Annotated in this window: 21 protein-coding genes; 17 read left to right on the top strand and 4 right to left on the bottom strand. The window is 59.6% G+C overall.

The annotated features are described in order from the left end of the window. Window position 1: 1 nt before the first annotated feature. From pucD to FKP33_RS12540, 10 genes are all read left to right on the top strand, one after another. A complete protein-coding gene (gene pucD, locus FKP33_RS12585) occupies window positions 2–2383 on the top strand; it encodes a xanthine dehydrogenase subunit D (RefSeq protein ID WP_141335294.1) in 2382 nt (793 codons plus the stop codon). Next, a complete protein-coding gene (locus FKP33_RS12580; RefSeq protein WP_054799823.1) occupies window positions 2380–2907 on the top strand; it encodes a (2Fe-2S)-binding protein in 528 nt (175 codons plus the stop codon). Before pucD ends, FKP33_RS12580 begins: the two co-directional genes overlap by 4 nt. Before the next feature lie 24 nt (window positions 2908–2931). Beyond that, window positions 2932–4443 carry a factor-independent urate hydroxylase gene (gene pucL, locus FKP33_RS12575; protein ID WP_373423876.1) on the top strand — a complete coding sequence of 504 codons (1512 nt, stop codon included), beginning with the start codon at window positions 2932–2934 and terminating at the stop codon, window positions 4441–4443. Further along, entirely contained in the window at window positions 4440–4802 is a 363-nt protein-coding gene (gene uraH, locus FKP33_RS12570; RefSeq protein WP_141335292.1) for a hydroxyisourate hydrolase, read from the top strand. Before pucL ends, uraH begins: the two co-directional genes overlap by 4 nt. A gap of 46 nt (window positions 4803–4848) precedes the next feature. Next, complete coding sequence (gene allB / locus FKP33_RS12565; protein WP_141335290.1) at window positions 4849–6219, top strand: allantoinase AllB; 1371 nt, start codon at window positions 4849–4851, stop codon at window positions 6217–6219. Between the two features lie 30 nt (window positions 6220–6249). Further along, the gene (locus FKP33_RS12560; RefSeq protein WP_141335288.1) at window positions 6250–7578 is read left to right on the top strand and encodes a M20 family metallo-hydrolase; all 1329 of its coding nucleotides are present in this window, start codon (window positions 6250–6252) and stop codon (window positions 7576–7578) included. Next, window positions 7575–8807, top strand: coding sequence for a pyridoxal-phosphate-dependent aminotransferase family protein (locus FKP33_RS12555; RefSeq protein WP_127607899.1), 1233 nt, complete (start codon window positions 7575–7577; stop codon window positions 8805–8807). Before FKP33_RS12560 ends, FKP33_RS12555 begins: the two co-directional genes overlap by 4 nt. Continuing rightward, the gene (gene ggt, locus FKP33_RS12550) at window positions 8807–10405 is read left to right on the top strand and encodes a gamma-glutamyltransferase (RefSeq protein WP_141335286.1); all 1599 of its coding nucleotides are present in this window, start codon (window positions 8807–8809) and stop codon (window positions 10403–10405) included. The genes FKP33_RS12555 and ggt overlap by 1 nt, the downstream gene beginning before the upstream one ends. Before the next feature lie 7 nt (window positions 10406–10412). Continuing rightward, window positions 10413–10982: a chromate transporter gene (locus FKP33_RS12545; RefSeq protein WP_230876033.1), complete on the top strand. Its 570-nt coding sequence runs from the start codon at window positions 10413–10415 to the stop codon at window positions 10980–10982. A gap of 224 nt (window positions 10983–11206) precedes the next feature. Further along, window positions 11207–11563 carry a Dabb family protein gene (locus FKP33_RS12540; RefSeq protein WP_230876034.1) on the top strand — a complete coding sequence of 119 codons (357 nt, stop codon included), beginning with the start codon at window positions 11207–11209 and terminating at the stop codon, window positions 11561–11563. Window positions 11564–11789: 226 nt separating this feature from the next. Here the strand turns inward: FKP33_RS12540 and FKP33_RS12535 are convergent, their stop codons facing one another. Next, window positions 11790–12320 carry an SEC-C metal-binding domain-containing protein gene (locus FKP33_RS12535; protein WP_164751814.1) on the bottom strand — a complete coding sequence of 177 codons (531 nt, stop codon included), beginning with the start codon at window positions 12318–12320 and terminating at the stop codon, window positions 11790–11792. A gap of 335 nt (window positions 12321–12655) precedes the next feature. On the opposite strand from FKP33_RS12535, the gene FKP33_RS12530 reads away from it, so the two are divergent. The 4 genes from FKP33_RS12530 to FKP33_RS12515 all read left to right on the top strand — a co-directional run bounded on the left by FKP33_RS12530 (window position 12656) and on the right by FKP33_RS12515 (window position 15607). Further along, window positions 12656–13213: a cysteine hydrolase family protein gene (locus FKP33_RS12530; RefSeq protein ID WP_141335284.1), complete on the top strand. Its 558-nt coding sequence runs from the start codon at window positions 12656–12658 to the stop codon at window positions 13211–13213. A gap of 25 nt (window positions 13214–13238) precedes the next feature. Then, window positions 13239–14681: a nicotinate phosphoribosyltransferase gene (locus FKP33_RS12525; RefSeq protein ID WP_141335282.1), complete on the top strand. Its 1443-nt coding sequence runs from the start codon at window positions 13239–13241 to the stop codon at window positions 14679–14681. A 45-nt stretch (window positions 14682–14726) separates the two neighbouring features. Continuing rightward, entirely contained in the window at window positions 14727–15134 is a 408-nt protein-coding gene (locus tag FKP33_RS12520; RefSeq protein ID WP_127607904.1) for an SRPBCC family protein, read from the top strand. A 179-nt stretch (window positions 15135–15313) separates the two neighbouring features. Further along, window positions 15314–15607, top strand: a complete 294-nt coding sequence (locus tag FKP33_RS12515; RefSeq protein ID WP_127607905.1) for a Dabb family protein — start codon at window positions 15314–15316, stop codon at window positions 15605–15607. Window positions 15608–15675: 68 nt separating this feature from the next. Here the strand turns inward: FKP33_RS12515 and FKP33_RS12510 are convergent, their stop codons facing one another. The 3 genes from FKP33_RS12510 to FKP33_RS12500 form a co-directional block, all read right to left on the bottom strand. Beyond that, on the bottom strand, window positions 15676–16548 hold the full coding sequence (locus FKP33_RS12510; protein ID WP_141335280.1) for an SDR family oxidoreductase: 873 nt from the start codon (window positions 16546–16548) through the stop codon (window positions 15676–15678). A 184-nt stretch (window positions 16549–16732) separates the two neighbouring features. Beyond that, window positions 16733–17680 carry a thioredoxin-disulfide reductase gene (trxB, locus tag FKP33_RS12505; protein WP_141335278.1) on the bottom strand — a complete coding sequence of 316 codons (948 nt, stop codon included), beginning with the start codon at window positions 17678–17680 and terminating at the stop codon, window positions 16733–16735. 190 nt (window positions 17681–17870) lie between these two features. After that, window positions 17871–18701, bottom strand: a complete 831-nt coding sequence (locus tag FKP33_RS12500) for an undecaprenyl-diphosphate phosphatase (RefSeq protein WP_127607908.1) — start codon at window positions 18699–18701, stop codon at window positions 17871–17873. A 234-nt stretch (window positions 18702–18935) separates the two neighbouring features. Between FKP33_RS12500 and FKP33_RS12495 the strand changes: the two genes are divergently transcribed. From FKP33_RS12495 to FKP33_RS12485, 3 genes are read left to right on the top strand one after another with little or no spacing between them, the layout of a single operon-like run. Beyond that, a complete protein-coding gene (locus FKP33_RS12495; RefSeq protein ID WP_141335276.1) occupies window positions 18936–20585 on the top strand; it encodes a response regulator transcription factor in 1650 nt (549 codons plus the stop codon). Then, entirely contained in the window at window positions 20582–22360 is a 1779-nt protein-coding gene (locus FKP33_RS12490; protein WP_141335274.1) for a histidine kinase, read from the top strand. Before FKP33_RS12495 ends, FKP33_RS12490 begins: the two co-directional genes overlap by 4 nt. Beyond that, window positions 22357–23355, top strand: coding sequence for a substrate-binding domain-containing protein (locus FKP33_RS12485; protein ID WP_054797886.1), 999 nt, complete (start codon window positions 22357–22359; stop codon window positions 23353–23355). The genes FKP33_RS12490 and FKP33_RS12485 overlap by 4 nt, the downstream gene beginning before the upstream one ends. The last annotated feature ends 120 nt before the right edge of the window (window positions 23356–23475 follow it).

Here is a 23475-nt window from a genome sequence, read left to right as displayed (position 1 = left end):
GATGAGACTGGATAGAACGATGGCAGGAACACGCTGGCACATACGCCCGGACGGACCGGATAAGGTGACCGGACGGCTGGCGTATTTGACGGATATGGGCATGCCCGGCATGCTGTACGGCAAAATTTTGCGAAGCGCTTATCCGCACGCCTGGATCTTGTCCATCGACACGAGCCGGGCGCAGCGGCTGCCGGGGGTTCATGCGGTGCTTACCCATCGCGACGTGCCGGGCTTGAATTTGTTCGGTATCGCGGTTCCCGATCAGCCGGTGTTGTGCGAGGATCGCGTGCGTTTCGCCGGGGATGCCGTGGCGGCGGTTGCGGCTGAAACCGAGGAGCTGGCCGAATATGCGCTGACGCTGATCGAGGTGGTCTACGAGCCGCTGCCGGTCATCGACAGCCCGGAAGCGGGGCTGCGGCCCGATGCGCCTAAGCTGCATCCGAACGGGAACGTGCTGCATCGCACCGATTATGAGCGGGGGAATGCCGCGCAGGCGTTCGCGGCCTGTGCTTTCGTTACGGAAAATACGTACCGGACCCCGCGTCAAATGCACGTCTATATGGAAACCGAAGGCGGATTGTTCGTCCCGGAGCCGGACGGCGCAGGACTTACGGTTTATGCGCCGACGCAGCACGGCTATAAAGACCGGTTTCAGCTGTCGCGTATTCTGGCGATGCCGGAGCCGAGCATTCGCGTCGTGTCCAGTCCGATCGGCGGCTCGTTCGGCGGCAAGGACGAACTGAACGTGCAGCCCTACGGGGCGCTGCTGGCTTTGAAGAGCGGCCGGCCGGTCAAGCTGCACCAATCGCGGATGGAATCGGTTCGCGCCGGATTGAAGCGTCATCCGATGAGCGTGACGATGCGCACGGGAATGGACGCGAACGGCAAGCTGCTCGCCCATGAGGTGCGCATCGTGGCCGATACCGGCGCTTACGCCACGCTGGGCGAACCGGTCTTGAACTTCGCGACGGAACACGCGCAGGGGCCTTACCGGATTCCGAACGTCGCGATCGAAGGCTTGTCCGTGTATACGAACAACGGCGTATCGGGCGAGTTTCGCGGCTTCGGCGGCAATCAGGTGATTTTCGCGATGGAGGGGCAGCTCGACCGGCTGGCGGAAGCGGCGGGCATCGATCCGTGGGAGCTGCGCAGCCGCAACTTGCGGGAAGCGGACGAACCCGGGCCGTTCGGCCAGCGGATCGTGGCGACAGACGGCGCCCGCCAGGTGTGGGCGTCGGTGGCCGGCTCCGAGCTGATGCGGAGGAAGGCGCGGGAAGAGCAGGCGGCGTGGACGGCCGCGAATGAAGAGCTCGCGGGATCGTCGATGGCGGGCGAAGAACGCGAGGCGTGGCCGGCGATGGGCGAAAGACGGGCGGGCGGCACCCGGGAGAAGTGGCTGCGCAGGGGAATTGGCGCCGCCATCGCCATGCACGGCTCCGGGCTTGGCTTCGGTCTTCCGGACCCGGCTGGCGGCCGTCTCCGCCTGAATGCCGAAGGCCGCATTGAAGCGGCGTTCGGCTACGAGGAATTCGGGCAAGGGCTGCTCGCTTCCTTGCAAATCATGCTGACGGAGCGGTTCGGCTGCGCCAAGGAAGATCTGGAGCTCGTCATCGGCGATACGGCTCGCGTGCCGCACAGCGGCTCAAGCACCGCCTCGCGGGCGACGAGCATGATGTGGCAGGCGCTTCAGCGAATGGAGGCGCCGTTCGCGGGAATGCTGCTCGAAGCGGCCTCCAGGCTGACCGGCGTTCCGGCCAATCAATTAAAGACCGGTCCGGGCGGCATCTGGCGAACGGCGGTAAGCGGCGAAGCGGAGCCGGTCATCCGATACCGTGAGCTGTCGGAACGGACGGAAACGCCGATCGCCTGCGAGACGGCGTTTCACTTTCCGACGACGCCGGATGAGCGGGTGGGGGCGCATTTCTTGCATACGTACACGGCGGTGGCCGTCGAAGTCGAGGTGAACCTGCTGACCGGACGTGTGCGGGTGACCGATCAGTACCATGCGGTCGCGGCCGGACCTGTCGTCAATCCGATGGGGTATGTCGGGCAGATTGAAGGCGGCAGCCACATGGCCATCGGATTTGCGCTGACGGAGGACGCCGTCATGGAGGGCGGGCAATACTTGACCCGCAATCTGGATGCTTATTTGATTCCAACGGTGAAGGATACGCCTGCCGGCTTCCAGCTGGATGCGATCGAGGGGCTGCCGGAGGGCGATCCGTACGGTCCGCGGGGGATCGGCGAAATCGGTACGGTCGCCGTAGCTCCGGCCATCGCCGCCGCCGTCCGCGACGCCGTCGGCAAGTGGGTAACTTCACTCCCCATCAACCCGGAAGAGCTTATGGCGGACGATCCGTTTGAAGAGGGGGGAGCGCGATGAGCAGTCTGCCGCAACCGGAACAGGTGAACCGGCTGGCTTGTACCTTGAACGGCAAGCCTTTGGAGCTGGCGGTTGCCGCCGAACGCCGTTTGGTGGATGTGCTGCGCAAGGATCTCGGGCTGACAGGCACGAAGATTTCGTGCGAAATCGGCCGCTGCGGCGCATGCATGGTGCTGGTGGACGGCAAGCCGATGAATGCCTGCTTGCTGATGGCGTATCAGGTGGAGGGCCGCTCGGTCACGACGATCGAAGGTTTGGCCGGCGACGACGGCGGGCTGCATCCGGTCCAGCAAGCCTTCCTCGAGGAAGGCGGCTTTCAATGCGGATATTGCACGCCGGGAATGGCCGTCTCTCTGGTCGGCCTGCTTGACCAGTGCCCGGCTCCGAGCCGGGACGACGTGGAGGAGGCGCTGTCCGGCAACCTGTGCCGCTGCACGGGGTACGGCGGCATTATGCGCGCTGCGGACGCTGCGGTGCGGAACAGGTGCGGGCGGCGCAATGCCGGCGAGCGCGATTTTACCTGAGAAAGGAGAAAGGCGGAACCGCGAATGACAACTATCCATCGCATTTCAATCGGCCAACTGAATCGAATGACGCAGGCCGGGTTTGTCGAAGCGCTCGGCGCGGTATTCGAGCATTCGCCATGGGTTGCCGAGCGTGCTTATGCGGCGCGGCCTTTCGCAGACTCGGAGCAGCTGCACCGCGCGATGCTGCGGGTAGTTGACGGCGCTTCGCGGGAGGAGCGTCTGGCGCTGCTCCGGGCGCACCCGGATTTGGCCGGGCGTCTCCAGATGAGCGAGATGTCGGTCCAAGAGCAGCGGGGCGTCGGGTTGAACGAGCTGAGCGTCGACGAATACGACATGTTTACCCGCATCAATACGGCGTATACCGGCAAATTCGGATTCCCGTTCATCATGGCGGTGAAGGGCAGCTCCAAGGAGCTGATTCTCGAAGCCATGCAGGCCAGACTCGAACACAATGTGCAACAAGAGCAGCGTCAAGCGATGACGGAGATCGCCAAAATTACCCGTTTTCGGCTGGACGATTTGATTCTACAGGAAGGGAACGATTGCGTTATGACTACCGGCTATGGCAAACGAACCATGTATTACGGCAAAGGGGATGTGCTCGTCTACCGCACGTATGTCAAACCCCTTGAAGTCAGCCCGATTCCCGAATCGGCCTATACGGGGTCGGACAATGTCATTTTCGCCCTGAATGTCACGGTTTCCGTCAGCGGGGATGCGTTCCTGCCTTCTTTCACGCAAGCGGACAACAGCATGGTGGTGGCGACCGATTCGATGAAAAATTTCATGCTGCGGCATGCCGCCGATTTCGAGGGCTCGACGGTTGAAGCGTTCCTTCGTCACGCGGCGTGCTTGCTCCTGCATAAGTACGCGCATATGTCCGGCGTTGAGCTGTCGGCAGAGCGGCTGCCGTTCGATGCGGTGCCGATTGCGGCGGGGAACGGCGAATTTCGCGGCAGCGGGCTCGTGTACCGCCGCTCACGCAACGAGAGCGGACGATTTACGGTTCGCGTGGAGCGGACCGGGCAAAGCCTGGAGACGGTCAAGCAATCGGCCGAAATCACGAATTTGCATTTGATCAAAGTCAGCGGGAGTTCCTTCGCGAATTTCGTCCGCGACGAGTATACGACGCTGCCGGAGAGCTTCAACCGACCGTTGTTCATTTATTTGAACATCGGTTGGGAGTACGCGAAGGCCGACGACGCCCTCGACGGCCAAGCTTACGCGGCCCCCGAGCAAATCGCCGATATCGCGCATACCGTGTTTCACGAGGTGAACAGCGCGTCCATTCAAAGTCTGATTTACGTGATCGGCTTGCGCATCTTGGAGCGTTTCCCGCAGCTCGGGCGCATCTGGTTCGAGTCGAACAACCGCACGTGGGAAACGGTAGCGGAGTCGGCGGCGGGCTCTTCCGAAGCCAAGGTATTTACCGAGCCTAGACCGCCTTTCGGGTTTCAGGGCTTCTCCATGACGCAGGAAGACCTCGCTGAAGCGCAGGCTGCGCAGAAGGCGCAGGGAGCCGCCCTTACATGAGCGGGCGTCTGACGACGCATGTGCTGGAGCTGTCCGGCGGCCGGCCTGCCGCAGGGATGCGGGTCGCGTTATACCGGACGACGCCGGAAGGAGCCGTGAAGCTGCGCGAAGCGACGACGAACGCCGACGGGCGCTTGGATGCGCCGCTGCTGGCCGGCGGCGATCTGCTGGTCGGCACCTATGAGCTTGTTTTTGACGTCGGCGATTGGTACAGCGCCCGCCAGACGGCAGGCGGCGCCAGCGTGCCGACGTTCCTGGAGCAGGTGCCGGTTCGATTTCGCATAGCCGACGGGCAGGAGCATTACCACGTGCCGCTGCTGGTCGCGCCGGGCGGATACAGCACGTACCGGGGCAGCTGAATCCGCCGGGCGGGGAACACGGACGAAGCCGAGAGGGGATGGGCGTATGCTGGATTTGAAAATAACCGGCGGGCTTGTCGTGCTGCGGCACGAAGTTCGCCGTCTGGATATCGGCGTAGCGGACGGCCGGATCGTCCGGTTGGCCGAACATATCACGGGCGAAGCATCAAGGCACTTTGACGCCCGGGGACTTCATGTGCTGCCGGGGATGGTTGACGCGCACGTTCATTTGAACGAGCCGCGCATGGGCCATTGGGAAGGCTTCGAGACCGGTTCGAAGGCGCTGGCCGCCGGCGGCTGCACCTCCTTCCTGGATATGCCTTTGAACGGACTGCCGCCGACCGTCTCGGTGGCGGCCATGTCCCAGAAGCTGCGGGCGGCGGCGAATCGCTCCAGCGTCGATTATGCGCTCTGGGGCGGGCTCGTTCCGGGCAACCTGAAGGAACTTGAACCGCTTGCCGCGGCCGGGGTGATCGGCTTCAAGGCGTTCATGTCCGAGCCGGGCGGCGAAGGCGAAGAACGGTTCCGGCGCGCCGACTATGCGACGCTGCTGGAAGGCATGAAGCGCATTGCCAGGCTGAACCGCGTGTTGGCGCTGCATGCCGAGGATGAAAGCATGGTCGCTTCGATCGCCGGGCATTCGATCCGCGAAGGGCGCACCGGCGCTCGCGATTACGCGGCGTCCCGGCCGATATCCGCGGAACGGACCGCTGTGCGCCAAGCGCTCGAAATGGCGCGCGAGACCGGGTGCGCGCTGCATTTTGTCCATATCAGCAGTGCGGAATCGGTTCGGATTATTCGTAAAGCGAAGGATCGCGGCTTGGATGTGACGGTTGAAACCTGCCCGCATTACCTCGTGCTGACCGAAGACGACATGGAGCGGATGGGACCGGTCGCCAAGTGCGCGCCCCCGCTTAGAAGCGCCGAGGATCAAATGAAGCTGTGGCAGGCGGTGGCGGACGGCAAAATCGACATCATCGCGTCCGATCATTCCCCGAGTCCGCTGGAGCTGAAGCAAAGCTCGGATTTCTTTCAGGCTTGGGGCGGCATTGCAGGCGCGCAAAGCTCGTTGGAGCTGATGGTGGACGAAGGCCATTTGAAGCGGGGCCTGCCGCTCCCGCTGTTGTGCCGTATGCTGTCGCTCAATCCGGCCGTGCGCTTCGGTCTGCATCCCCGCAAAGGGGAGATCGCCGTCGGCGCCGACGCGGACCTGGCGCTGGCCGATCTGCAGCGGGGGTATACGCTGGAGAGCGGGCATTTGAAGCAGCGGCATGCGTATAGTCCTTATGTCGGCCGAAGGTTCGGGTGCCGCGTCAGCGCGACGTTCGTGCGTGGCCGGCAGGCGTACCGGGCGGATACGCAATCGATGGCGGAGGATGCGGCTGAGGCAGGGGCATGGCTCCGCCACAGCACCTGAACTTTGCGCAGCAGAAACGGAGGAAACGCGATGACGAACGAAGGGAAGCCGGAAGTCGCGGCCGCAGGAGAGCCGGCGCCAACCAAGGAGCCGCCGGAAACCGGGGCGCTCCTCCGCCGCTTTGCCGCGGAAGCGGCGCATATGCTGGATTGGCTCGCGCAATTCGGGAGCGGGGCGAATGCGGATGAAGGGGTTACGCGGCTGCTGTACACCCCGGCCTGGCAGCAGGCGCAGGGTGCGCTTGCGGAGCGATTGGCGGGCTGCGGCCTCGCCGTATCCTATGACGACGTCGGTAATTTGTATGCCCGATTGGACGGCGCCCGGGAGCGCGAAGTCGTCGCGACGGGCTCGCACATCGATACGGTCGTCCGCGGAGGACGTTACGACGGCGCGTACGGCATTGTGGCGGGCGCCCTCGCGCTCGCTTATTTGAAGGAGGCGTATGGACAGCCGGAGCGCACGCTTCAGCTGGTCTCCTTTGCGGAGGAGGAAGGCAGCCGCTTCCCTCTCGCGTTCTGGGGCTCGGGCAGCGTGACCGGCCGCTACCAAGCACGGCACGCGCCGGATGCAGCGGATGCAGACGGCGTTTCGCTTGCCGCCGCCATGCATGAAGCCGGCTTTGGACAGGGCCGGTATGCGGCGCCTCCTGCGGCGGCCGATTGGTCGGCGTTCGTGGAGCTGCACATTGAGCAGGGCAGCGTGCTGGAGCGGGAAGGCGCTGCGATCGGCATCGTTCAGGGGATCGTCGGTCAGAGACGCTTCGGCTTTGAAGTGTCGGGCGAAGCGAACCATGCCGGAACGACGCCGATGTCCTACCGCCGGGACGCCTTATGCGGCGCGGCCGAGATGATCGTCGCGATCCGCGACGCGGCGCTCGCTTACGGCGACCCGACGGTGGCTACCGTCGGTCGCCTGGAGGCCAGTCCGGGCACGGTTAACGTCGTACCGGGCAGAGCCTCGTTCACGCTGGACGTCCGCCACCCGGACGGAGCGGCGCTGGAAGCGTTCTGCGGCGAGTTGATGACGACGCTGGAGCGTATCGCCGCTTCGAACGGGCTGACCGTATCCGCCAGCTTGTGGACGGAAGCCGCTCCGGTGCGCATGAACGGCCGGCTGACGGAAGCCTTGGACCGCATCTGCCGCACCCGCGGGCTCGTCTGCCGGCACATGTACAGCGGAGCCGGACACGACTCGCAGCTGCTGGCGCCGGTATGCCCGACCGCGATGGTCTTCGTGCCGAGCCGCGGCGGCATCAGCCATTCGCCCGCCGAATATACGAAAGCCGAAGACCTTGCCGCAGGTATTGTCGTCTTGGCGGATCTGCTGTATGCTCTAGCTTATAAGGGGGAAACGCCATGAGACCGTACCGCGATTTAGCCCCGTCCCTACGCATGATTATGACGCCGGGACCGGTGGAGGTCGATCCGCGCGTGCTGCGTGCGATGTCCCTGCCCATTCTGGGACAGTTCGACCCGGAGTTTACCGAAATCATGAACGAAACGATGGGCATGCTGCAGAAGCTGTTCCAAACCGGCAACCGCTGGGCATACCCGATCGACGGCAGCTCCAGATCGGGCATCGAGGCGGTGCTGACCGGCCTGGTCGAACCGGGAGACCGTGTGCTGGTGCCGATCTACGGACGCTTCGGCCACCTGTTGGCCGAGATTGCGGAGCGCCTGGGCGCCGAAGTGTTGACGATGGAGCAGGAATGGGGCACGGTGTTCGAGCCGGAAGCCGTGATCCGGCGCATGCGCGAGACGCGGCCCTACCTGGTCGCGATGGTCCACGGCGAGACTTCGACAGGGAGAGTGCAACCGCTTTCAGAAGTTGGCCGGGCTTGCCGTGAGCTGGACGCGTTGTTCGTCGTCGATGCGGTGGCGACGATAGGCGGCATGGAGGTGCAGACGGATGCATGGATGATCGATGCCGTCATTGGAGGGACGCAGAAGTGTTTGTCCGTCCCTTCCGGAATGGCGCCGGTTACCTACAACGACCGGGCCGAGGCCAAGCTGCACCGCCGCAAGCGCATTGAGCGCGGCCTCCGCGATTCCACGAACGCGCCGACGAACGAAGGGGCGTTCATTCGCAGCAATTATCTCGATCTCAGCCAGCTGCAGGATTATTGGAGCCCGAAGCGCCTTAATCATCATACGGAGGCGACTTCGATGCTGTACGCATTGCGCGAAGGGGTCAGGCTCGTGCTGGAGGAGGGGCTGCCCGAACGGTTCGCCCGCCACCGGCTGCACGGAGAAGCGCTGAGCGCAGGCCTCTCGGCCATGGGATTGGAGCTGTTCGGCGATCCGTCCTGCAAGCTGCCGATGGTCGCCTGCGTCAACATCCCCGAAGGTATAGACGGTGAATCGGTACGCCGTATGCTGCTGCATGATTTCAACATCGAGATCGCCAGCTCTTTCGGTCCGTTACAAGGACGCATTTGGCGCATCGGCACGATGGGCTACAGCGGCCGTAAGAGCAACGTGCTGCACACGCTGGGGGCGCTTGAAGCTTCGCTGCTCCGGCACGGCTTCGGGGCCGATGCGGGGGCCGCCGTCCAAACAGCGCTCGATGTATACGGGAGGGACGTCTAATGAACAATGTGATGCCTATCGCTTATCGCGGCATGATTGCGTCGCCGCATTATTTGGCCAGCTCGGTCGGAAACAGGATGCTGCAGCAGGGGGGCAACGCGTTTGACGCCGCAGTCGCCGTCAGCGCCGCGCTGGCGGCGGTTTATCCGCATATGACCGGGCTTGGCGGGGATGCATTTTTTCTCGTATATGACGCCGCGCTCGGCAAGCTCCGCGGCTTCAACGGCAGCGGCCGTTCGGGCCGTCGTGTAACGCCGGAGCTGTTCGCCCGCGAAGGGCTTGACGCGATTCCGAAGCGGGGCGTACGGAGCGCGATTACCGTCCCGGGCATGGTCGACGCGTGGTGGGAGGTTTGGTCCGCTTACGGCCGGTTGCCGTGGGAACAGCTGCTTGAGCCCGCCATCCGTTATACGGAAGAGGGCGTTCCCGTTTCGCGCGATTTGCACCGCTGGATCGTCAAGGATCAGCCGCTGCTGATGGAGCAAGCGATTCATGCGCGCACCTTCCTGCCTCACGGCGCGCCGCTTGCGATCGGCGAAAGGCTGGTGCAGCCCGAGCTGGCGGCGACGCTTAAGCAGGTCCGCGACGGAGGGCGGGAAGTCTTCTACGAAGGCGAGCTGATGCGGCGTATCGTGCAGGGCTTGCAGCGCGACGGCGGCTGGCTGGAGGAAGAAGACTTCCGCTTGCACCGGGGCGAATGGACCGATCCGATTTCGACGACGTACCGCAGCCGGACAGTCGTTCAGATGCCGCCCAACTCGCAAGGCTTTTCCGTGTTGCAAATGCTGAATATGCTGGAGAACGAAGAGCTTGACCGCGTGCCCCGGCATTCCGCCGACTTTTATCACCTCGCCGCCGAGGTTGTCAAACAAGCGTTCCGCGACCGGGACGCGTATTTAACCGATCCGCGCTTCTCGCCGATTCCGCTCGAACGGCTTTTATCCAAGGAGCATGCCCGCGCGCAGTACCGCAGCATTCGCATGGCTTGGCCGGACGGGGTTTCGTTCGCCTCGAAGGCGATGGGTCAAGATACCGCTTACGCTGCGGCCGTCGATGAGGAGGGGAACGCGGTTTCGTTCATCCAGAGCCTGTATTTCGATTTCGGCAGCGTCTATACGCCGGGGGATACCGGAATCATGCTGCAAAATCGCGGCTCGTTCTTCTCGCTCGATCCGAACGCGGTCAACGTGCTCGCCCCGGGCAAACGCACGTTCCATACGCTCATGCCGGGCATGGTGCTGGAGGGCGGCAAGCCGTGCCTGCTGGTCGGCACGCAGGGCGGGGAAGGCCAGCCGCAGACGCAGCTTTCGCTGTTGACCGGCGTCCTCGACTACGGGTGCAGCGTGCAGGAAGCGATCGCGCTGCCGCGCTGGGTATACGGCCGTACTTGGGGGGACGACAGCGACCTGTTGAGAATGGAAAACCGCGGCCTTGATCAAGCGGCGATCCGCGACCTTCAAGCCCGCGGGCATCGGGTGGAGTTGCTTGGGCCTTGGGACCCGGTCGTCGGGCAGGCTCAAGCCATTAAGATTCACCCGGACGGCAGCTTCAGCGGCGCCGCCGATCCTCGCGGGGACGGCCTGGCGATAGGATGGTGAGCTAGCGATGTGGACAGCAATGCTGGCGAAGCTGTGGCATTTGTTCATCGCCTTCGGTACGGCTACCCTGCTCGGTTACGGCGGGGGGCCGGCGATCATTCCGATCTATGAGCATCAGGTCGTCAATAAATACGGGTGGATGGACACAGCCGAATTCGGCCGTTCGCTGGCTTTCGGCAATGCGCTGCCAGGGCCGATCGCCACCAAGCTGGCGGCGTACATCGGCTATAAAGTAGCCGGCTGGCCGGGCTCCATGGTGGCGCTCGTCGCCGTCGTTATGCCGACTGCGCTGATGATGATCGCCTTGGCCGGCGTCATGATCAAGCTCGAGCATAACCCTTATATCAAAGGGATGATCCGCGGCATTCAGCCGGTTATATTCGTCATGATGGCGATGCTGGCCTACGACTTTGCCAAGTATGCGTTCGGGCAGACGGACGGTTCGGGGCCGCTGACCTTTCTTCCTTTTATCATCGCCTGCGTGTTCTTCGTGATGGTGCAGTACTTGCAGCTGAATGCCGTTTGGGGGATCGTGATGGCGCTGGTCGTCGGGGCGTTTTTTCTGCGGGGGTCTTGAAGCTGCGTATAGAGCCAGGGAAGGCGATTAGTGAGCTCCCGGATTCCGGGGGCTGGTTTTGCTGCGCGTGCATTGCTGTATACGGGGAAAATCGGAGGCGAACCGGCAGCCTTGGGAGCGTACTCCGAGAGCGAGCCAGTGGTTGCGAGCATATGCGTAAGCCTGGAGCTTGCCCGTAGGCGCGCGCGATCTTTTAGCTGTTTGAAGGCGGCTCGTCCGATGATATGATGGGATTGAGCATGAACGAGGAAATGAAGGGGATGGTGATGGGGTCGATGTTTGAGCATCTTGTTTCTTTTCAATTTAACGAGAAGTATAGTCCGGAGCTTGAGAAGCAGCTGCTTGAAGTCTTGTTGTCCTTTAAAGACCGGATTCCCGGCATTGTCGATTTGACGGCCGGCGTGAATGTGACGGAAGAAACGGAGCATATGCACGGTTACACGCTGGGACTTCGCGTCACGTTTGAAGATCGCGAGGCGCTTCGTCGATATGGGCCGCACCCGGTGCACCAGCAATTCGTACAATTGTTGGACGGGATCGTCGAGAACGTCATTGTGATCGATTATCCGGTGATGAAATAACAGGAGAAGCCGAATCGAATGGAGACAGGCATAGGGGCGATTGTGGGCATTATTACGGGAGATCATTTTGCGGCCAAGAGCAGTCGACAAAAACGGAAGGCCCGGGGTGCGGTGGCACCTCGGGCCTTCCTAATTTCGGGACGCAAGCTAACCTTGCTTCTGCCAATGCATGGAGCAGCTCTCTTTCGTGCTTCCCGCAGCATAGCTTGAGCCTGCTTCCGCTTGCTTAAGCCAGCCTCGGTTCGCTTACCGAGCTGTACCCGGCTGCATGCTCCTGAACAAATTCGACCAGCTCTTGATACTTCTTCCCGACGGTCGATGCGGATACAAGATATTTCTGAGCCAGGTTGTTTTGGGTGGTCGGCTGTCCGAAGGCTTCGGAGATCATATACTCCAAAGCAGCGCAGAACGCGCCAACTTTACGAATGACAGGCTTGCGCAGGGTGGAGAACTTGTTCCACGTCGAAACGGCCTCCAGCACGTGCTCCGGCTCATAAGAGGGCTCCATCTGCTGAATCAGATGGTCTGCAAGCTGCGAATACATTTCGTTGCCCCAATTCATTTCCGTAAAGGCCAGTCTCCTTACCTCGCCTATCGTTATGGCATCACCGCCTCCCGTGTTTGCGGGCGTGGCTATTGCTGCTTCTGCCGGACGCAGTTGCCTTTGTTCCCCGGTTTTGTCCGCCTCGAGACAACACTTTTTATACTTTTTTCCGCTGCCGCAATGGCATCGATCGTTTCTGCCTAACTTTAACACCTGTTTTCCTCCTAAAATGCTGTTTATGGACAATCGCATCTCTACATTCTAGCATATCTTTTTTTTATTATGAAAAGGATAGATTTACCCTTGGCCGGTAACGGGGTACGAGACGTGCAAATTTTTATTTTCCGCTGCCTCCCTATATACTAAAATAAGGTAACGTGTATCGCTCGCCGGATGCAAGAAGGTCAAGCCTGCCGGAAGCAGGGTTATACCGAATCGTTATCGGGCAAAATCGAATGGACGGACGAAAGCGATACGTTAACCCCATAATGATACCATCAACAGGATAGGATCCTTACGATCATAACTTACTTTCCAGGAGGGTTATCATGAAAGCTTTAATTGTTATCGATTATACGGTCGATTTCGTAGTCGGGAAGCTGCCTTGCGGACAGCCGGGCATCGATATCGAGGAACGGATCGCGGAACTTGCGCGCGAATTCGCGGAGCAAGGCGCATTCACCGTCATGGCGGTGGATCTGCACGAGGAGAACGACCGGTTTCACCCCGAGCATAAGCTGTTCCCGCCGCACAATATTCGCGGTACCGAAGGGCGCAAGCTGTACGGCCGGCTTGAACAAGTCTACGAGGCGCAGCGCGGCCGCATAGATTGGATGGACAAAACGCGTTACAGTGCGTTTTGCGGTACCGACCTCGAGCTGAAGCTTCACGCGCGGGGCGTTCAAGAGGTGCATTTGGTCGGCGTCTGCACCGACATCTGTGTGCTTCATACGGCTGTCGACGCTTACAATAAAGGCTTTGATCTCGTCGTGCATGAGGATGCGGTGGCTTCGTTCAATCCGCAGGGGCACGACTGGGCGCTCCGGCATTTTCAGAACACGCTTGGCGCGAAGATTGTTCGCGGCGGGGAGACGGTTACGTTATAGAGGCAAGGACATGGAGGGAAGGCAGATGAATGAGGAGCAGTTGATCCTGCATACGGATAAATATCAAATCAACATGATGTATGCGCATTGGGTACAGGGTTCGCAGAATGAGAAGGCCGTCTTTGAGATCTACTTCCGCAAGCTGCCGTTCGGCAACGGCTTCGCCGTCTTCGCGGGGTTGGAGCGGGCGGTGCGGTATATGCGAAACCTGCGGTTCGGCGAGGAGGAGCTCGCTTACCTGCGCACGCAGGAGGAGAACTACCCGGAAGCGTTCCTGCAGGCGCTGCGCGACTTCCGTTTCACCGGCAGTCTGTACGCCGTCCCGGAAGGAACGCTCGTATTCGCGAACGAGCCGCTCGTGCGTGTGGAGGCGCGCATATTCGAAGCGCAGCTGATCGAGACGGCGCTGCTCAACTTCGTGAACTACCAGACGCTGGTCGCGACGAAGGCTGCCCGGGTCAAGCAGGTCGCAGGCGAGGACGGGCTAATGGAGTTCGGCACGAGGCGCGCGCAGGAAGCCGATGCCGCTGTCTGGGGAGCGCGGGCGGCGTATATCGCCGGGTTCGATGGAACGTCGAACGTGAGAGCGGGCATGCTCTTCGGCATCCCGGCCAAGGGCACGCATGCGCATTCGTGGGTGCAGGGGCACGAGTCGGAGGACGAAGCGTTCCGCAAGTTCGCTGAAGCGCTGCCCGATCACGTGACGCTGCTCGTCGATACGTACGACACGTTGAAGAGCGGCGTGCCGAACGCGATCCGCACAGCCCGGGCGCTTGAAGCGCAGGGCAAGCGGATGCAGGCGATCCGGTTGGACAGCGGCGACCTGGCCTACTTATCGAAGACGGCTCGGGAGATGCTGGACGAAGCGGGACTGTCCTACGTCCGGATTGTGGCGTCCAACGACCTGGACGAGAGCATCATCTTCAACCTGAAAGCGCAGGGGGCCCGCATCGATACGTGGGGCGTAGGCACGCAGCTTATTACGGCCGCTGATCAACCGTCGCTCGGCGGCGTATATAAGCTGGTCGCTCGGGAGCGCGATGGGGAGCTCGTGCCCGTCATCAAAATTTCCGGGAATCCGGAGAAGGTGACCACCCCCGGCCTAAAGGAGGCGTACCGCCTGATCAACAGAAGCACGGGGAAAGCGGAGGCCGACTACATTGCGCTGCGGCATGAGCAGGACGTCCGGCAGGGCGAGCGCATCAAGCTGTTCGACCCGGTGCATCCGTACATCTACAAGTATCTGGACGATTACGAGGCGATTCCGCTGCTGCAGCCCATCTTCGTGAATGGCGAGCAGGTCTACGCGCTGCCCTCGCTGGGTGAGATCCGCCGCTATCATCGAGAGCAGCTTACGCTGTTCTGGCCGGAATATTTGCGCAAGCTGCATCCGGAAGCGTACCCGGTCGATCTCAGCACTGAGCTGTGGGAGCTGAAGATGGAGATGATCGCCAAGTTCCGGTATTAAGTTTTCCCCGAAAGTGGACCTTCCCCTGGAAAGGAACGTGTGCCGATGACCTCTGTTCAAAAAACAAAAACAATCAGCGTTACCGTAGATCGAGGACCCGGGGAGGTTTACGAATTTATAGCCAACCCGGAGCATCTGCCGCAATGGGCTCCGGGATTTTGCCGGTCGGTAAGGCGGGCAGAGGAGGAGTGGATCGCAGAAACGCCGGACGGCCCGATGACGATTCGTTTCGTCCCGGGCAACGAGTTTGGCGTGTTGGATCATTACGTCAGCCCGGCGCCGGGACAGCTGATTCTGAATCCGATGCGCGTTATTCCCAACGGGCCCGGGTGCGAGGTCTTGTTTACTGTGTTCCAGCAGCCCGGCATGTCGGATGAGCAGTTTACAACCGATATACGTTTGGTGGAAAACGATTTGCAGACCTTGAAGGGCGTGCTGGAACGTTTGCTGTAACAGGAAACATTGGCAGGCACCGCCAACGCCTTCTCTCTCCACCTTTCTAACGCCGCACATCCTCATGACTCGCAGGCTTGATACAAGCTGCGAGTCATGAGGTTTGGTTGGTTTTGATAACCGGACATGATATAGTAGAGTGAACGAAAAATCAATGATGTAAGGGGCCTGTGCACTCCATGATCGATCATATTGTACTTGTTAAATTCAGTGAATCTACGACCCAGGAGCAGTTGACCGAGGTTGTGGAACGGTTCAAAGCGCTGCGGAGTCATCTGACGGGAATCGTCGATCTTCAAGCAGGCCTGAATTTCTCGGAGAAAAATCAAGGCTATCAAGTCGTGTTGTCGGTTCGCTTCGAAGACCGTGCCGCGCTCGAAGCCTATGGGCCGAACCCGGAGCATCAAGCGGTCGCCGCTTATATTCGGGAAGTCGGACGCGTGGATAGTATCGTGGTTGATATTGAAGTTTAAACATGCGAAAGAAGCCGGCTGCCGCGAGCAGCCGGCTTCTTTCGCTTGAAAGGCGGAACTCTGCGGTGTCATTGATTTTGGCCGGGGGCGAAGGATTGGCCTTTACGGGTCATTTCGGCCAAACGCATCCACTGCTCTTCCGTAACGTCAAGCAGCTCGTTGAATTGACCTGCTCCCTGCAGCCACTCCCCGCCGTCGATTGTGACGACCTCTCCGTTCAAATAACCGGCATAATCGGAAATCAGATAAGCGGCCAAGTTCGCCAGCTCCGCTTGATCGCCCACCCGCCGCAGCGGCACCCGGTTAACCAGCTTCTCGGCTAACTCTGGCGTAGGGGCAAGTCTGGACCCGGCTCCATCCGTTGGGAAAAGTCCCGGCGCAATGGCCGCTTGCCGGATTCCGTGATGCGCCCACTCCACGGCAAGAGAGCGGGTAATCGCCAGTACGCCTGCCTTAGCCGCTGCGGATGGAACGACAAACCCTGAACCGGTGGAAGCATACGTAGTGACGATATTTAACATCGTGCCGCCCGTTCCTTGCTCGATCCACCTTTTTCCGACCTCCAGCGTCATGTAGAAGGTCCCGTGCAGAACAATGTTCAATACCGCATCCACAGCACGCGGGGACAACCGCTCCGTAGGGCTGGCGAAATTTCCGGCCGCGTTATTGATCAGAACATCGATGCGCCCGAAGCGCCGTTCTACGGCATCTACCATTTCTTCAATTTGATGGGGATTTCTGACGTCACAGCTTTTATAATAAACCTCTTTCCCGCCGACGCCCATCTCCGCAGCGGCTCTTGCCAAAACTTCCTCGCGGCGGCTTGTAATCGCGAGCTTCGCCCCTAGTTCCAGGAATCTCTCCCCCATGGCCCGCCCAAGCCCGGTACCGCCTCCGGTGATCAGAACCACCTTATTCTTCAATAATTCCCGATCGAACATGCGCTGCACCCCCTGCAGAAAATGGTGTATACCGAAACAACCCCGCCAGCCGTTAGAGATACAGCTTAGTTCTCTGTATGATGCAGGAGCTCGCGATATGTCTGGATGTGCTGGGATTTTGTTGACCCCACAGCGCATACAAAAAAACAGCCCGCCCTCTTCAAAGAGGACGGACTGTTCGGTTTTACAAGCTGAGGCTATAATCGTGAGCCAGATGGCCCTCGAGGAATTTCTCGCACTCCAGTGCCGCCATACAACCGCTGCCGGCTGCTGTAATCGCTTGGCGGTATTTGCTGTCCTGTACGTCGCCACAGGCGAAAATGCCTTCGACATTCGTTTGCGTCGTGCCTGGCTTAACGAGGATGTAACCGACTTCGTCGGTTTTGATTTGACCTGCGAGGAAGCCGGTATTCGGCTTATGGCCGATTGCGACGAAAATACCGTCGGTTTCGATCACTTCTTCGACGCCGGTTTCGTTGTTCAGCACTTTAAGGCCGGTGACGCCTTTATCGCCGGAGATGACTTCCAGCGGCGTGCGGTTCAAGCTCCATTTGATTTTGCTATTCTCTCTGGCGCGATCCTGCATGATCTTCGACGCGCGCAGCTCGCTGCGGCGATGCACCAGCGTCACTTCAGACGCGAAACGGGTCAGGAAGTTCGCTTCTTCCATGGCGGAGTCGCCGCCGCCGACCACGATAATTTTTTTGCCGCGGAAGAAAAAGCCGTCGCAAGTGGCGCACGTGCTGACGCCGCGACCGATGCTTTCCTTCTCGTTCGTAATGCCGAGCAGCTTGGCCGATGCGCCGGTGGAGATGATCAGGCTCTCCGCCACCAGTTCGCCCATGCCTTCAACGTTCAGCTTGAAGGGGCGCTGCGACGTGTCGACGCTGTTCACCCAGCCGGTCTTGAATTCGGCGCCGAACCGTTCGGCTTGCTTACGCATATTAGCCATCAGTTCCGGGCCCATGATGCCTTCTGGAAAGCCCGGGAAGTTTTCAACTTCCGTCGTTGTGGTCAATTGACCGCCCGGCTCGGGACCTTCAATGACAAGGGGATTTAAATTGGCGCGAGCCAAATAAATGGCCGCCGTTAAGCCGGCAGGGCCAGTACCGATAATAATCGCTTTGTGCATGACGAGTTCCTCCACTCTTCTGCTATTCTTGCAGTTCATTGGTGTATCTTTTCGACCATTATACCCCCCGGGGGATCGTCAAGTCATGATCGCTTCATGAGGGTTTGATGAAGAAATGATGAAGTTGAATGAAACCTGCACATTCGTATCGAGTGATCGGCCGCTTTGCGCTTCGTTGGCCGTCATGACCCTAGAAATAAAGTAACCAGATGAGCGCTGCCAGTAGGATGCGGTAGATGGCGAACGGCACAAGCTTGACCCGCTGAATGATTCTCAGAAAGAAACGGATCGACACGAGGGCGAACAGAAAGGCGCTCATAAATCCGGCTATGAAAAACGGCAGCGCACCCGCCGTCATGTACTCCCAGTTTTTCAACAGCGATACGGCGCTGGCCCCCATCATAACCGGCACGGCCATCATGAAGGAGAAATCGGAAGCCGCCCGATGGCTCATGCCGAGCAGCACGCCGCCCGAGAGCGTCGAACCCATCCGCGAGAAGCCGGGACACAGCGCGAAGCATTGAAACAGCCCCATGTACAACGCTTGCTTGTAGCTCATCTGATCGACCGTCTCCGTGGTCGGGCGTTTAGGACGGAACCCGTCCGCCGCTATCATCAGAACGGCTCCGCCCATCAGGCCGATCATGACGGTCTGCACCGAAAACAAATACGTATCGATCACATCCTCGAAAATCAGGCCGAGCACGCCGAAAGGCAGCAGTCCGACGATGATCTGTCCCAGCTTCAGTCTATCGCCGAGTCTTTGGTCGACCGTTATATTTTTTTTCAATCCGAGCAGGTTCAGGAATCGGTCTTTAAATACGACAACGACAGCCATAATCGAGCCTAGCTGAATGACGACCTTGAAGGTGTTGGCCACCGGGGGCGAGAACAGCTCCTTCGAGCGGAACAGCAGGTCGTCCACGATGATCATATGCCCGGTCGACGAAATCGGAGCGAACTCGGTCAACCCTTCTACAATGCCTAGCACGATGGCAACGAAAATTTCCCATAAGTTCAACAGTGTAGTTTCCTCCCGACATGAAATCATGCTTTTTATCCAATTTATGCCCTTGTCCGAAACCTCATGATAACCGTCCCGCATGCCTCTTGCGAAACGGCTATGCGTTCCGGGCCGGCCGGCCTTCTTCATAGACGTCCAAACCGCGGCTTTCCCCTTCAGTTTCCTACTTCCAAACGGTTTTTTTTTCTGGTACATTGATTACACAAATGTGAGGATATGGGGGACCGGACGATGTACAAGCTGATTTTGGCAGAAGACGAAGAAGACGTCCGAGAAGGGATCGTGCAGGAAATCGACTGGGCGCGATACGGCTTCGAGGTGGCGGACACGGCGGAGAACGGCAAGGACGCGATGGAATTGATCGAACGGTGGGTGCCGGACGTCGTGGTGACGGATATCAAGATGCCGTTCATGGACGGCCTGCAGCTGTCCGAATGGATTCGCGAGCGGTACCCGACGACGAAGGTGATCATCCTCACCGGCTTCGATGAGTTCGAGTATGCCCAGAAGGCGATTAAGCTGCAGATCGACGAGTATGTGCTGAAGCCGTTCTCTGCTCAGGAACTGATCGACGTGCTGGTCAAAATCAAGGAGCAGATCGATGAGGAGACCGAGCGCAAGAAGAACATGCTGACGCTGCAGGAGCATTACCGTCAAAGCCTGCCGGTACTGCGCGAAGTATTTCTGTCATCGCTGGTCACGCGCAAGCTGCCGCGCCGCCAGATTGAGGAGAAGTGCCGAAACTATCAAATCGAGCTGGATGGCGACTCGTATGTCGTCTCGGTCATCAGCCTCGATAAACCGGGGGAAGAGGAGCCGGGGGCCGGACAATCGGCCGAATCGCTGCGTTTTTCCAACGATATGGAGCTAAAAGCGTTCGCTGCCCTGAACGTGACGGAGGAAATTGCCGACAAGCACAACCTCGGACTCGTCTTTTTGCACAACGGACAGCTGGTGGCGATTACAATTCACCGGGACGAGGCCAACGAACCGGCTATAAAGAAAACGCTTACGATCATGGAAGAAGTACGTCAAAGCATCGAAAAATATTTAAAATTTACCGTGACGATCGGCATCGGTACGGTTTGCTGCGATGTGACCGATTTGTCCTACTCGCATCAGGATGCGGAGCTGGCGCTTGACTACCGGCTTATTCTCGGAGGCAACCGGCTGATCAGCATCGACGACGTGGAGACTCGTTTTGTGGAAAAGCTGCGATTTGACGAGTTGAAGGAGCACGCGTTGATCCGCTGCCTGAAGGTCGGGACGACGCAGGAAATGCAAGAAACCGTGGACAGCCTGTTCGAAGGCATCGTCGATCTGCAGGTGTCGGTGAAGGATTACCAGATTTACCTGATGGAAATCTTGACGGCGATTCTGAAGGCGGCCAAAGACGCGCGGGCGGACCTCGACGCGATCTTCGGAGCGGACTTCATGCCGCTGGCGGAGCTGCACCGGTTCGCCGAGCTGCAGGAAGCGAAGAGCTGGGTCGTCGGGCTGTGCACGCGCCTCGTGCAGGCCATAGCATCCGACCGGCAGTGCACGTACAAGTCGCTGGTCGATCAGGCGAAGGAATATACGTTGAACCACTTTCACGAAAGCGATATTTCCATTAACAAGGTGTGCGGCCATCTGCATATTAGCGCAGGCTACTTCAGCAGCATTTTCAAGAAAGAAGCGAAAATGACGTTCGGCGCCTACCTGATGCACATTCGCATGGAGGCGGCCAAGGAGCTGCTGCGCACGACCGATCTGAAGGCATTCGAAATCGCCGAGAAGGTCGGCTATACGGAGCCGAACTATTTCAGCTTCAGCTTCCGCAAGCACGTCGGGGTTTCGCCGAAGGAATACCGCGGCGCCTCGTCGGAGGGCGCTTCATGAAAGCCGGACGCTGGCGGCGCAAGCTGCTCGATACGTGGAGGGGCAAGAGCATCCAGTTCATCATCACGGCTTCGTTCACGCTGATTACGCTGCTCGTGATGATCGTCGTCAGCGGCATTCTGTACAACAAGTTTTCCGGGACGGCCGAACAGAACGCGTTCCTCAGCAATGAGCAGATTGTGGAGCAGGTCAAATATAATCTCGAGATTTATTTGCAAAATATGGCGCAGGTGTTCGAGAAGGTCGATAGTAAGGTTCGAGCCGGCGACGCCGTGTCGAACGAACGGCTGCTGGAGCAGATCGGCACGATTCTCGAAACGCGCAGCGATGTCGTGTCGATGGGCTTGTTCGGCGAGGATGGGACGTTGATTAACGGCCTGCCCGCCTCGCCGATGCGCGCCAATACCCGGTTGACCGAGCAAAGCTGGTTTCGGGCGGCGCTGGAAAACCCGAACCACCTGACCTTCTCGCTCCCGCACGTACAGAACTTGTATAAAGGCGAATACAAATGGGTCGTGTCGATGAGCAAAGGCATCAAGATCAACCGCGAGGGCCGCACGTATAACGCCGTGCTGCTGGTGGACGTCAACTTTCGGACCATCGACGACTTGCTGCGCCGCGTCAGCCTGGGCAAGAAAGGATACGTGTACATCATTGACGATTCGGCGGGCAATATCGTATACCACCCGCAGCAGCAGCTGATCTACGCCGGGTTGAAGTACGAGAACGTGGAGCAGGCGCTCAAGTATACGTTCGGCAATTATGTCGATTCCTCCAGCGGCGAGAAGCGTCTCATTACCATCAAGACGGTAAACAACATCGGCTGGAAAATTATCGGCGTCTCGTATATGGACGAAATCGTGACGACGCGCAAAGAGATCGGCACGTTCATTTCGTGGCTGCTGCTGTTCGTTATCGTGTTCGTGCTGCTCATTTCGGCCTTCATGTCGGCCCGCATCTCGATGCCGATCAAGCGGCTGGAACGTTCGATGCGCAAGGTCGAGCAGGGGGACTTCGACATTCATCTGGAGGTGCAGGGCGAGGACGAGGTCGGCCGCTTGTCGCGCCGCTTTAATTTCATGGTGGTACGCATTCGCGAGCTGATGGGTCAAATCATCCACGAGCAGGAAGCGAAGCGCAAGGGGGAGCTTGAGGTGCTGCAAGCCCAGATTAACCCGCATTTCCTCTATAATACATTGAATTCGGTTGTGCGCATGGCAGGCAGCGGCAAGAGCGAAGAAGTGATCACGATGATTACGTCTTTGTCCAAGTTTTTCCGAATCAGTCTCAGCAAGGGCAAGCATATTATTCCCGTGCAGGATGAGCTGGAGCATGTGCGCCATTACCTTATCATTCAGAAAATGCGCTACAAGCGCAAGTTCGACTTCGTGATCGAGGCGGACGACGAGGTGTTGGCCGTCCCGACGCTGAAGCTTATCCTGCAGCCGATTGTCGAGAACGCCATCTACCATGCCATGGAGATTATGGTCGACGACGGGCTGATCGAGATCGCCGCGGAACGGCTTGGCAGCCGGGTACGGCTTCAGGTCCGCGATAACGGGCCGGGCATTCCGCCGGACAAGCTGGAGCGGCTGCTCTCCGGCGATGCCAGGAGCGATGAGGGCTCGGGCGTCGGGGTAAAGAACGTGCATGAGCGGATCCGGCTGCATTTTGGCGAAAGCTACGGTCTGGAGATCGAGAGCAAGCTGGAGGTCGGAACGACGGTCACACTGTGGATCCCGTTCGACTCGGGGCGAGAGGGGGCGGGCGTATGAACCGGAGCAAGAAGCTGCGTTGGCGCTGGTGGACGGCGGCGCTGACGCTGGCCGTCATGACGCTGCTGCTCGCTTCCTGCAGCAAAGAGACGACGCAGCCGCATATCGCGGAGGCGAAGAAGCAAGTGGCGCTGGTGCTCAAGACGCAGCACAGCGACTTCTGGCGAACGGTGCGCACGGGGGCGGAAGCGGCCGCCAAAGAGTTCAACGTCGAGCTGATTGTCGAGGCCCCGGTGCAAGAGGAAGACGTGGCGGGGCAGGTGAAGTACGTGGAAGAAGCGATTAACTTCAAACGCGACGCGCTCGTGCTTGCGGCTAACGACGGCGCCGCCTTGGCCGAGCCCGTGAAACGCGCCGCTGCGCAGCGGATGCCGGTCATCGCGATCGACACGGAGGTTGAGACCGGTAAGACGGAGGCGTTCATCGGCATCAACCACTACGAAGCAGGCCGCAAAGCGGGGAAAAAGCTGGCCGAGCTGCTCGGCGGGAAGGGCCGCGTGGCGCTCGTCAGCTACAAGCCGGATGCAAGGAATGCGGCCGAGCGCGAACGCGGCGTGCTGGAGTCGCTGGCGCAGCATCCGGATATCCGGATCGCCGATAAGACGTATTGCTACTCCGATCAGCGGTTGTGCGGCGAGCATGCCCGGCAGCTCGTGCAATCCGCCGAGCCGGTCGACGGGATCGTGGCGCTGCACGCCGTGTCCTCGATCGGCGTCGCCGAGGAGATCGAGCGGCTCGGGCTGCAGGGTAAGGTCAAGGTCGTCACGTTCGACAGCACCCTGGAGGATATCGAATACCTCCAGGAGGGCGTCATTCAGGCGACGATCATCCAGAATCCGTTCAGCATGGGCTATCTGGGCGTCAAGTATGCGGTCGACTTGCTCGGCGGGAGCAAGAAGGTGCCTGCTCGTTACGACACAGGCACGACGGTCATTGACCAGAACAACATGTTCTGGTCGGATAATCAGAAGCTGCTGTTCCCGTTTGTGAAGTAACTTAGCGGGAAGCCTGGAGCTTGCGACTCTGTTTAGAGCGCAGGCTTTAGGTTTTTTTATTGGCTTCGACAATATTCAACAAAACTTCCTAATATTAGAGAGTACATAGATCAGGAACAA

It is taken from the genome of Paenibacillus sp. tmac-D7 (genome assembly GCF_006519665.1).
Taxonomy (GTDB): domain Bacteria; phylum Bacillota; class Bacilli; order Paenibacillales; family NBRC-103111; genus Paenibacillus_G; species Paenibacillus_G validus.
This window is presented reverse-complemented; position numbering and strand designations above follow the sequence as displayed.

Bases quoted from the DNA above. Each gene is read 5' to 3' on its own strand.
- FKP33_RS12495 (WP_141335276.1), top strand. From the start codon at position 18,936: ATGTACAAGCTGATTTTGGCAGAAGACGAAGAAGACGTCCGAGAAGGG.
- FKP33_RS12545 (WP_230876033.1), top strand. From the start codon at position 10,413: ATGTGGACAGCAATGCTGGCGAAGCTGTGGCATTTGTTCATCGCCTTC.
- pucL (WP_373423876.1), top strand. From the start codon at position 2,932: ATGACAACTATCCATCGCATTTCAATCGGCCAACTGAATCGAATGACG.
- FKP33_RS12540 (WP_230876034.1), top strand. From the start codon at position 11,207: ATGATGGGATTGAGCATGAACGAGGAAATGAAGGGGATGGTGATGGGG.
- FKP33_RS12515 (WP_127607905.1), top strand. From the start codon at position 15,314: ATGATCGATCATATTGTACTTGTTAAATTCAGTGAATCTACGACCCAG.
- FKP33_RS12510 (WP_141335280.1), bottom strand. From the start codon at position 16,548: ATGTTCGATCGGGAATTATTGAAGAATAAGGTGGTTCTGATCACCGGA.
- trxB (WP_141335278.1), bottom strand. From the start codon at position 17,680: ATGCACAAAGCGATTATTATCGGTACTGGCCCTGCCGGCTTAACGGCG.
- FKP33_RS12560 (WP_141335288.1), top strand. From the start codon at position 6,250: ATGACGAACGAAGGGAAGCCGGAAGTCGCGGCCGCAGGAGAGCCGGCG.
- FKP33_RS12490 (WP_141335274.1), top strand. From the start codon at position 20,582: ATGAAAGCCGGACGCTGGCGGCGCAAGCTGCTCGATACGTGGAGGGGC.
- FKP33_RS12525 (WP_141335282.1), top strand. From the start codon at position 13,239: ATGAATGAGGAGCAGTTGATCCTGCATACGGATAAATATCAAATCAAC.
- pucD (WP_141335294.1), top strand. From the start codon at position 2: ATGAGACTGGATAGAACGATGGCAGGAACACGCTGGCACATACGCCCG.
- ggt (WP_141335286.1), top strand. From the start codon at position 8,807: ATGAACAATGTGATGCCTATCGCTTATCGCGGCATGATTGCGTCGCCG.
- FKP33_RS12520 (WP_127607904.1), top strand. From the start codon at position 14,727: ATGACCTCTGTTCAAAAAACAAAAACAATCAGCGTTACCGTAGATCGA.
- FKP33_RS12555 (WP_127607899.1), top strand. From the start codon at position 7,575: ATGAGACCGTACCGCGATTTAGCCCCGTCCCTACGCATGATTATGACG.
- FKP33_RS12485 (WP_054797886.1), top strand. From the start codon at position 22,357: ATGAACCGGAGCAAGAAGCTGCGTTGGCGCTGGTGGACGGCGGCGCTG.
- allB (WP_141335290.1), top strand. From the start codon at position 4,849: ATGCTGGATTTGAAAATAACCGGCGGGCTTGTCGTGCTGCGGCACGAA.
- FKP33_RS12530 (WP_141335284.1), top strand. From the start codon at position 12,656: ATGAAAGCTTTAATTGTTATCGATTATACGGTCGATTTCGTAGTCGGG.
- FKP33_RS12580 (WP_054799823.1), top strand. From the start codon at position 2,380: ATGAGCAGTCTGCCGCAACCGGAACAGGTGAACCGGCTGGCTTGTACC.
- uraH (WP_141335292.1), top strand. From the start codon at position 4,440: ATGAGCGGGCGTCTGACGACGCATGTGCTGGAGCTGTCCGGCGGCCGG.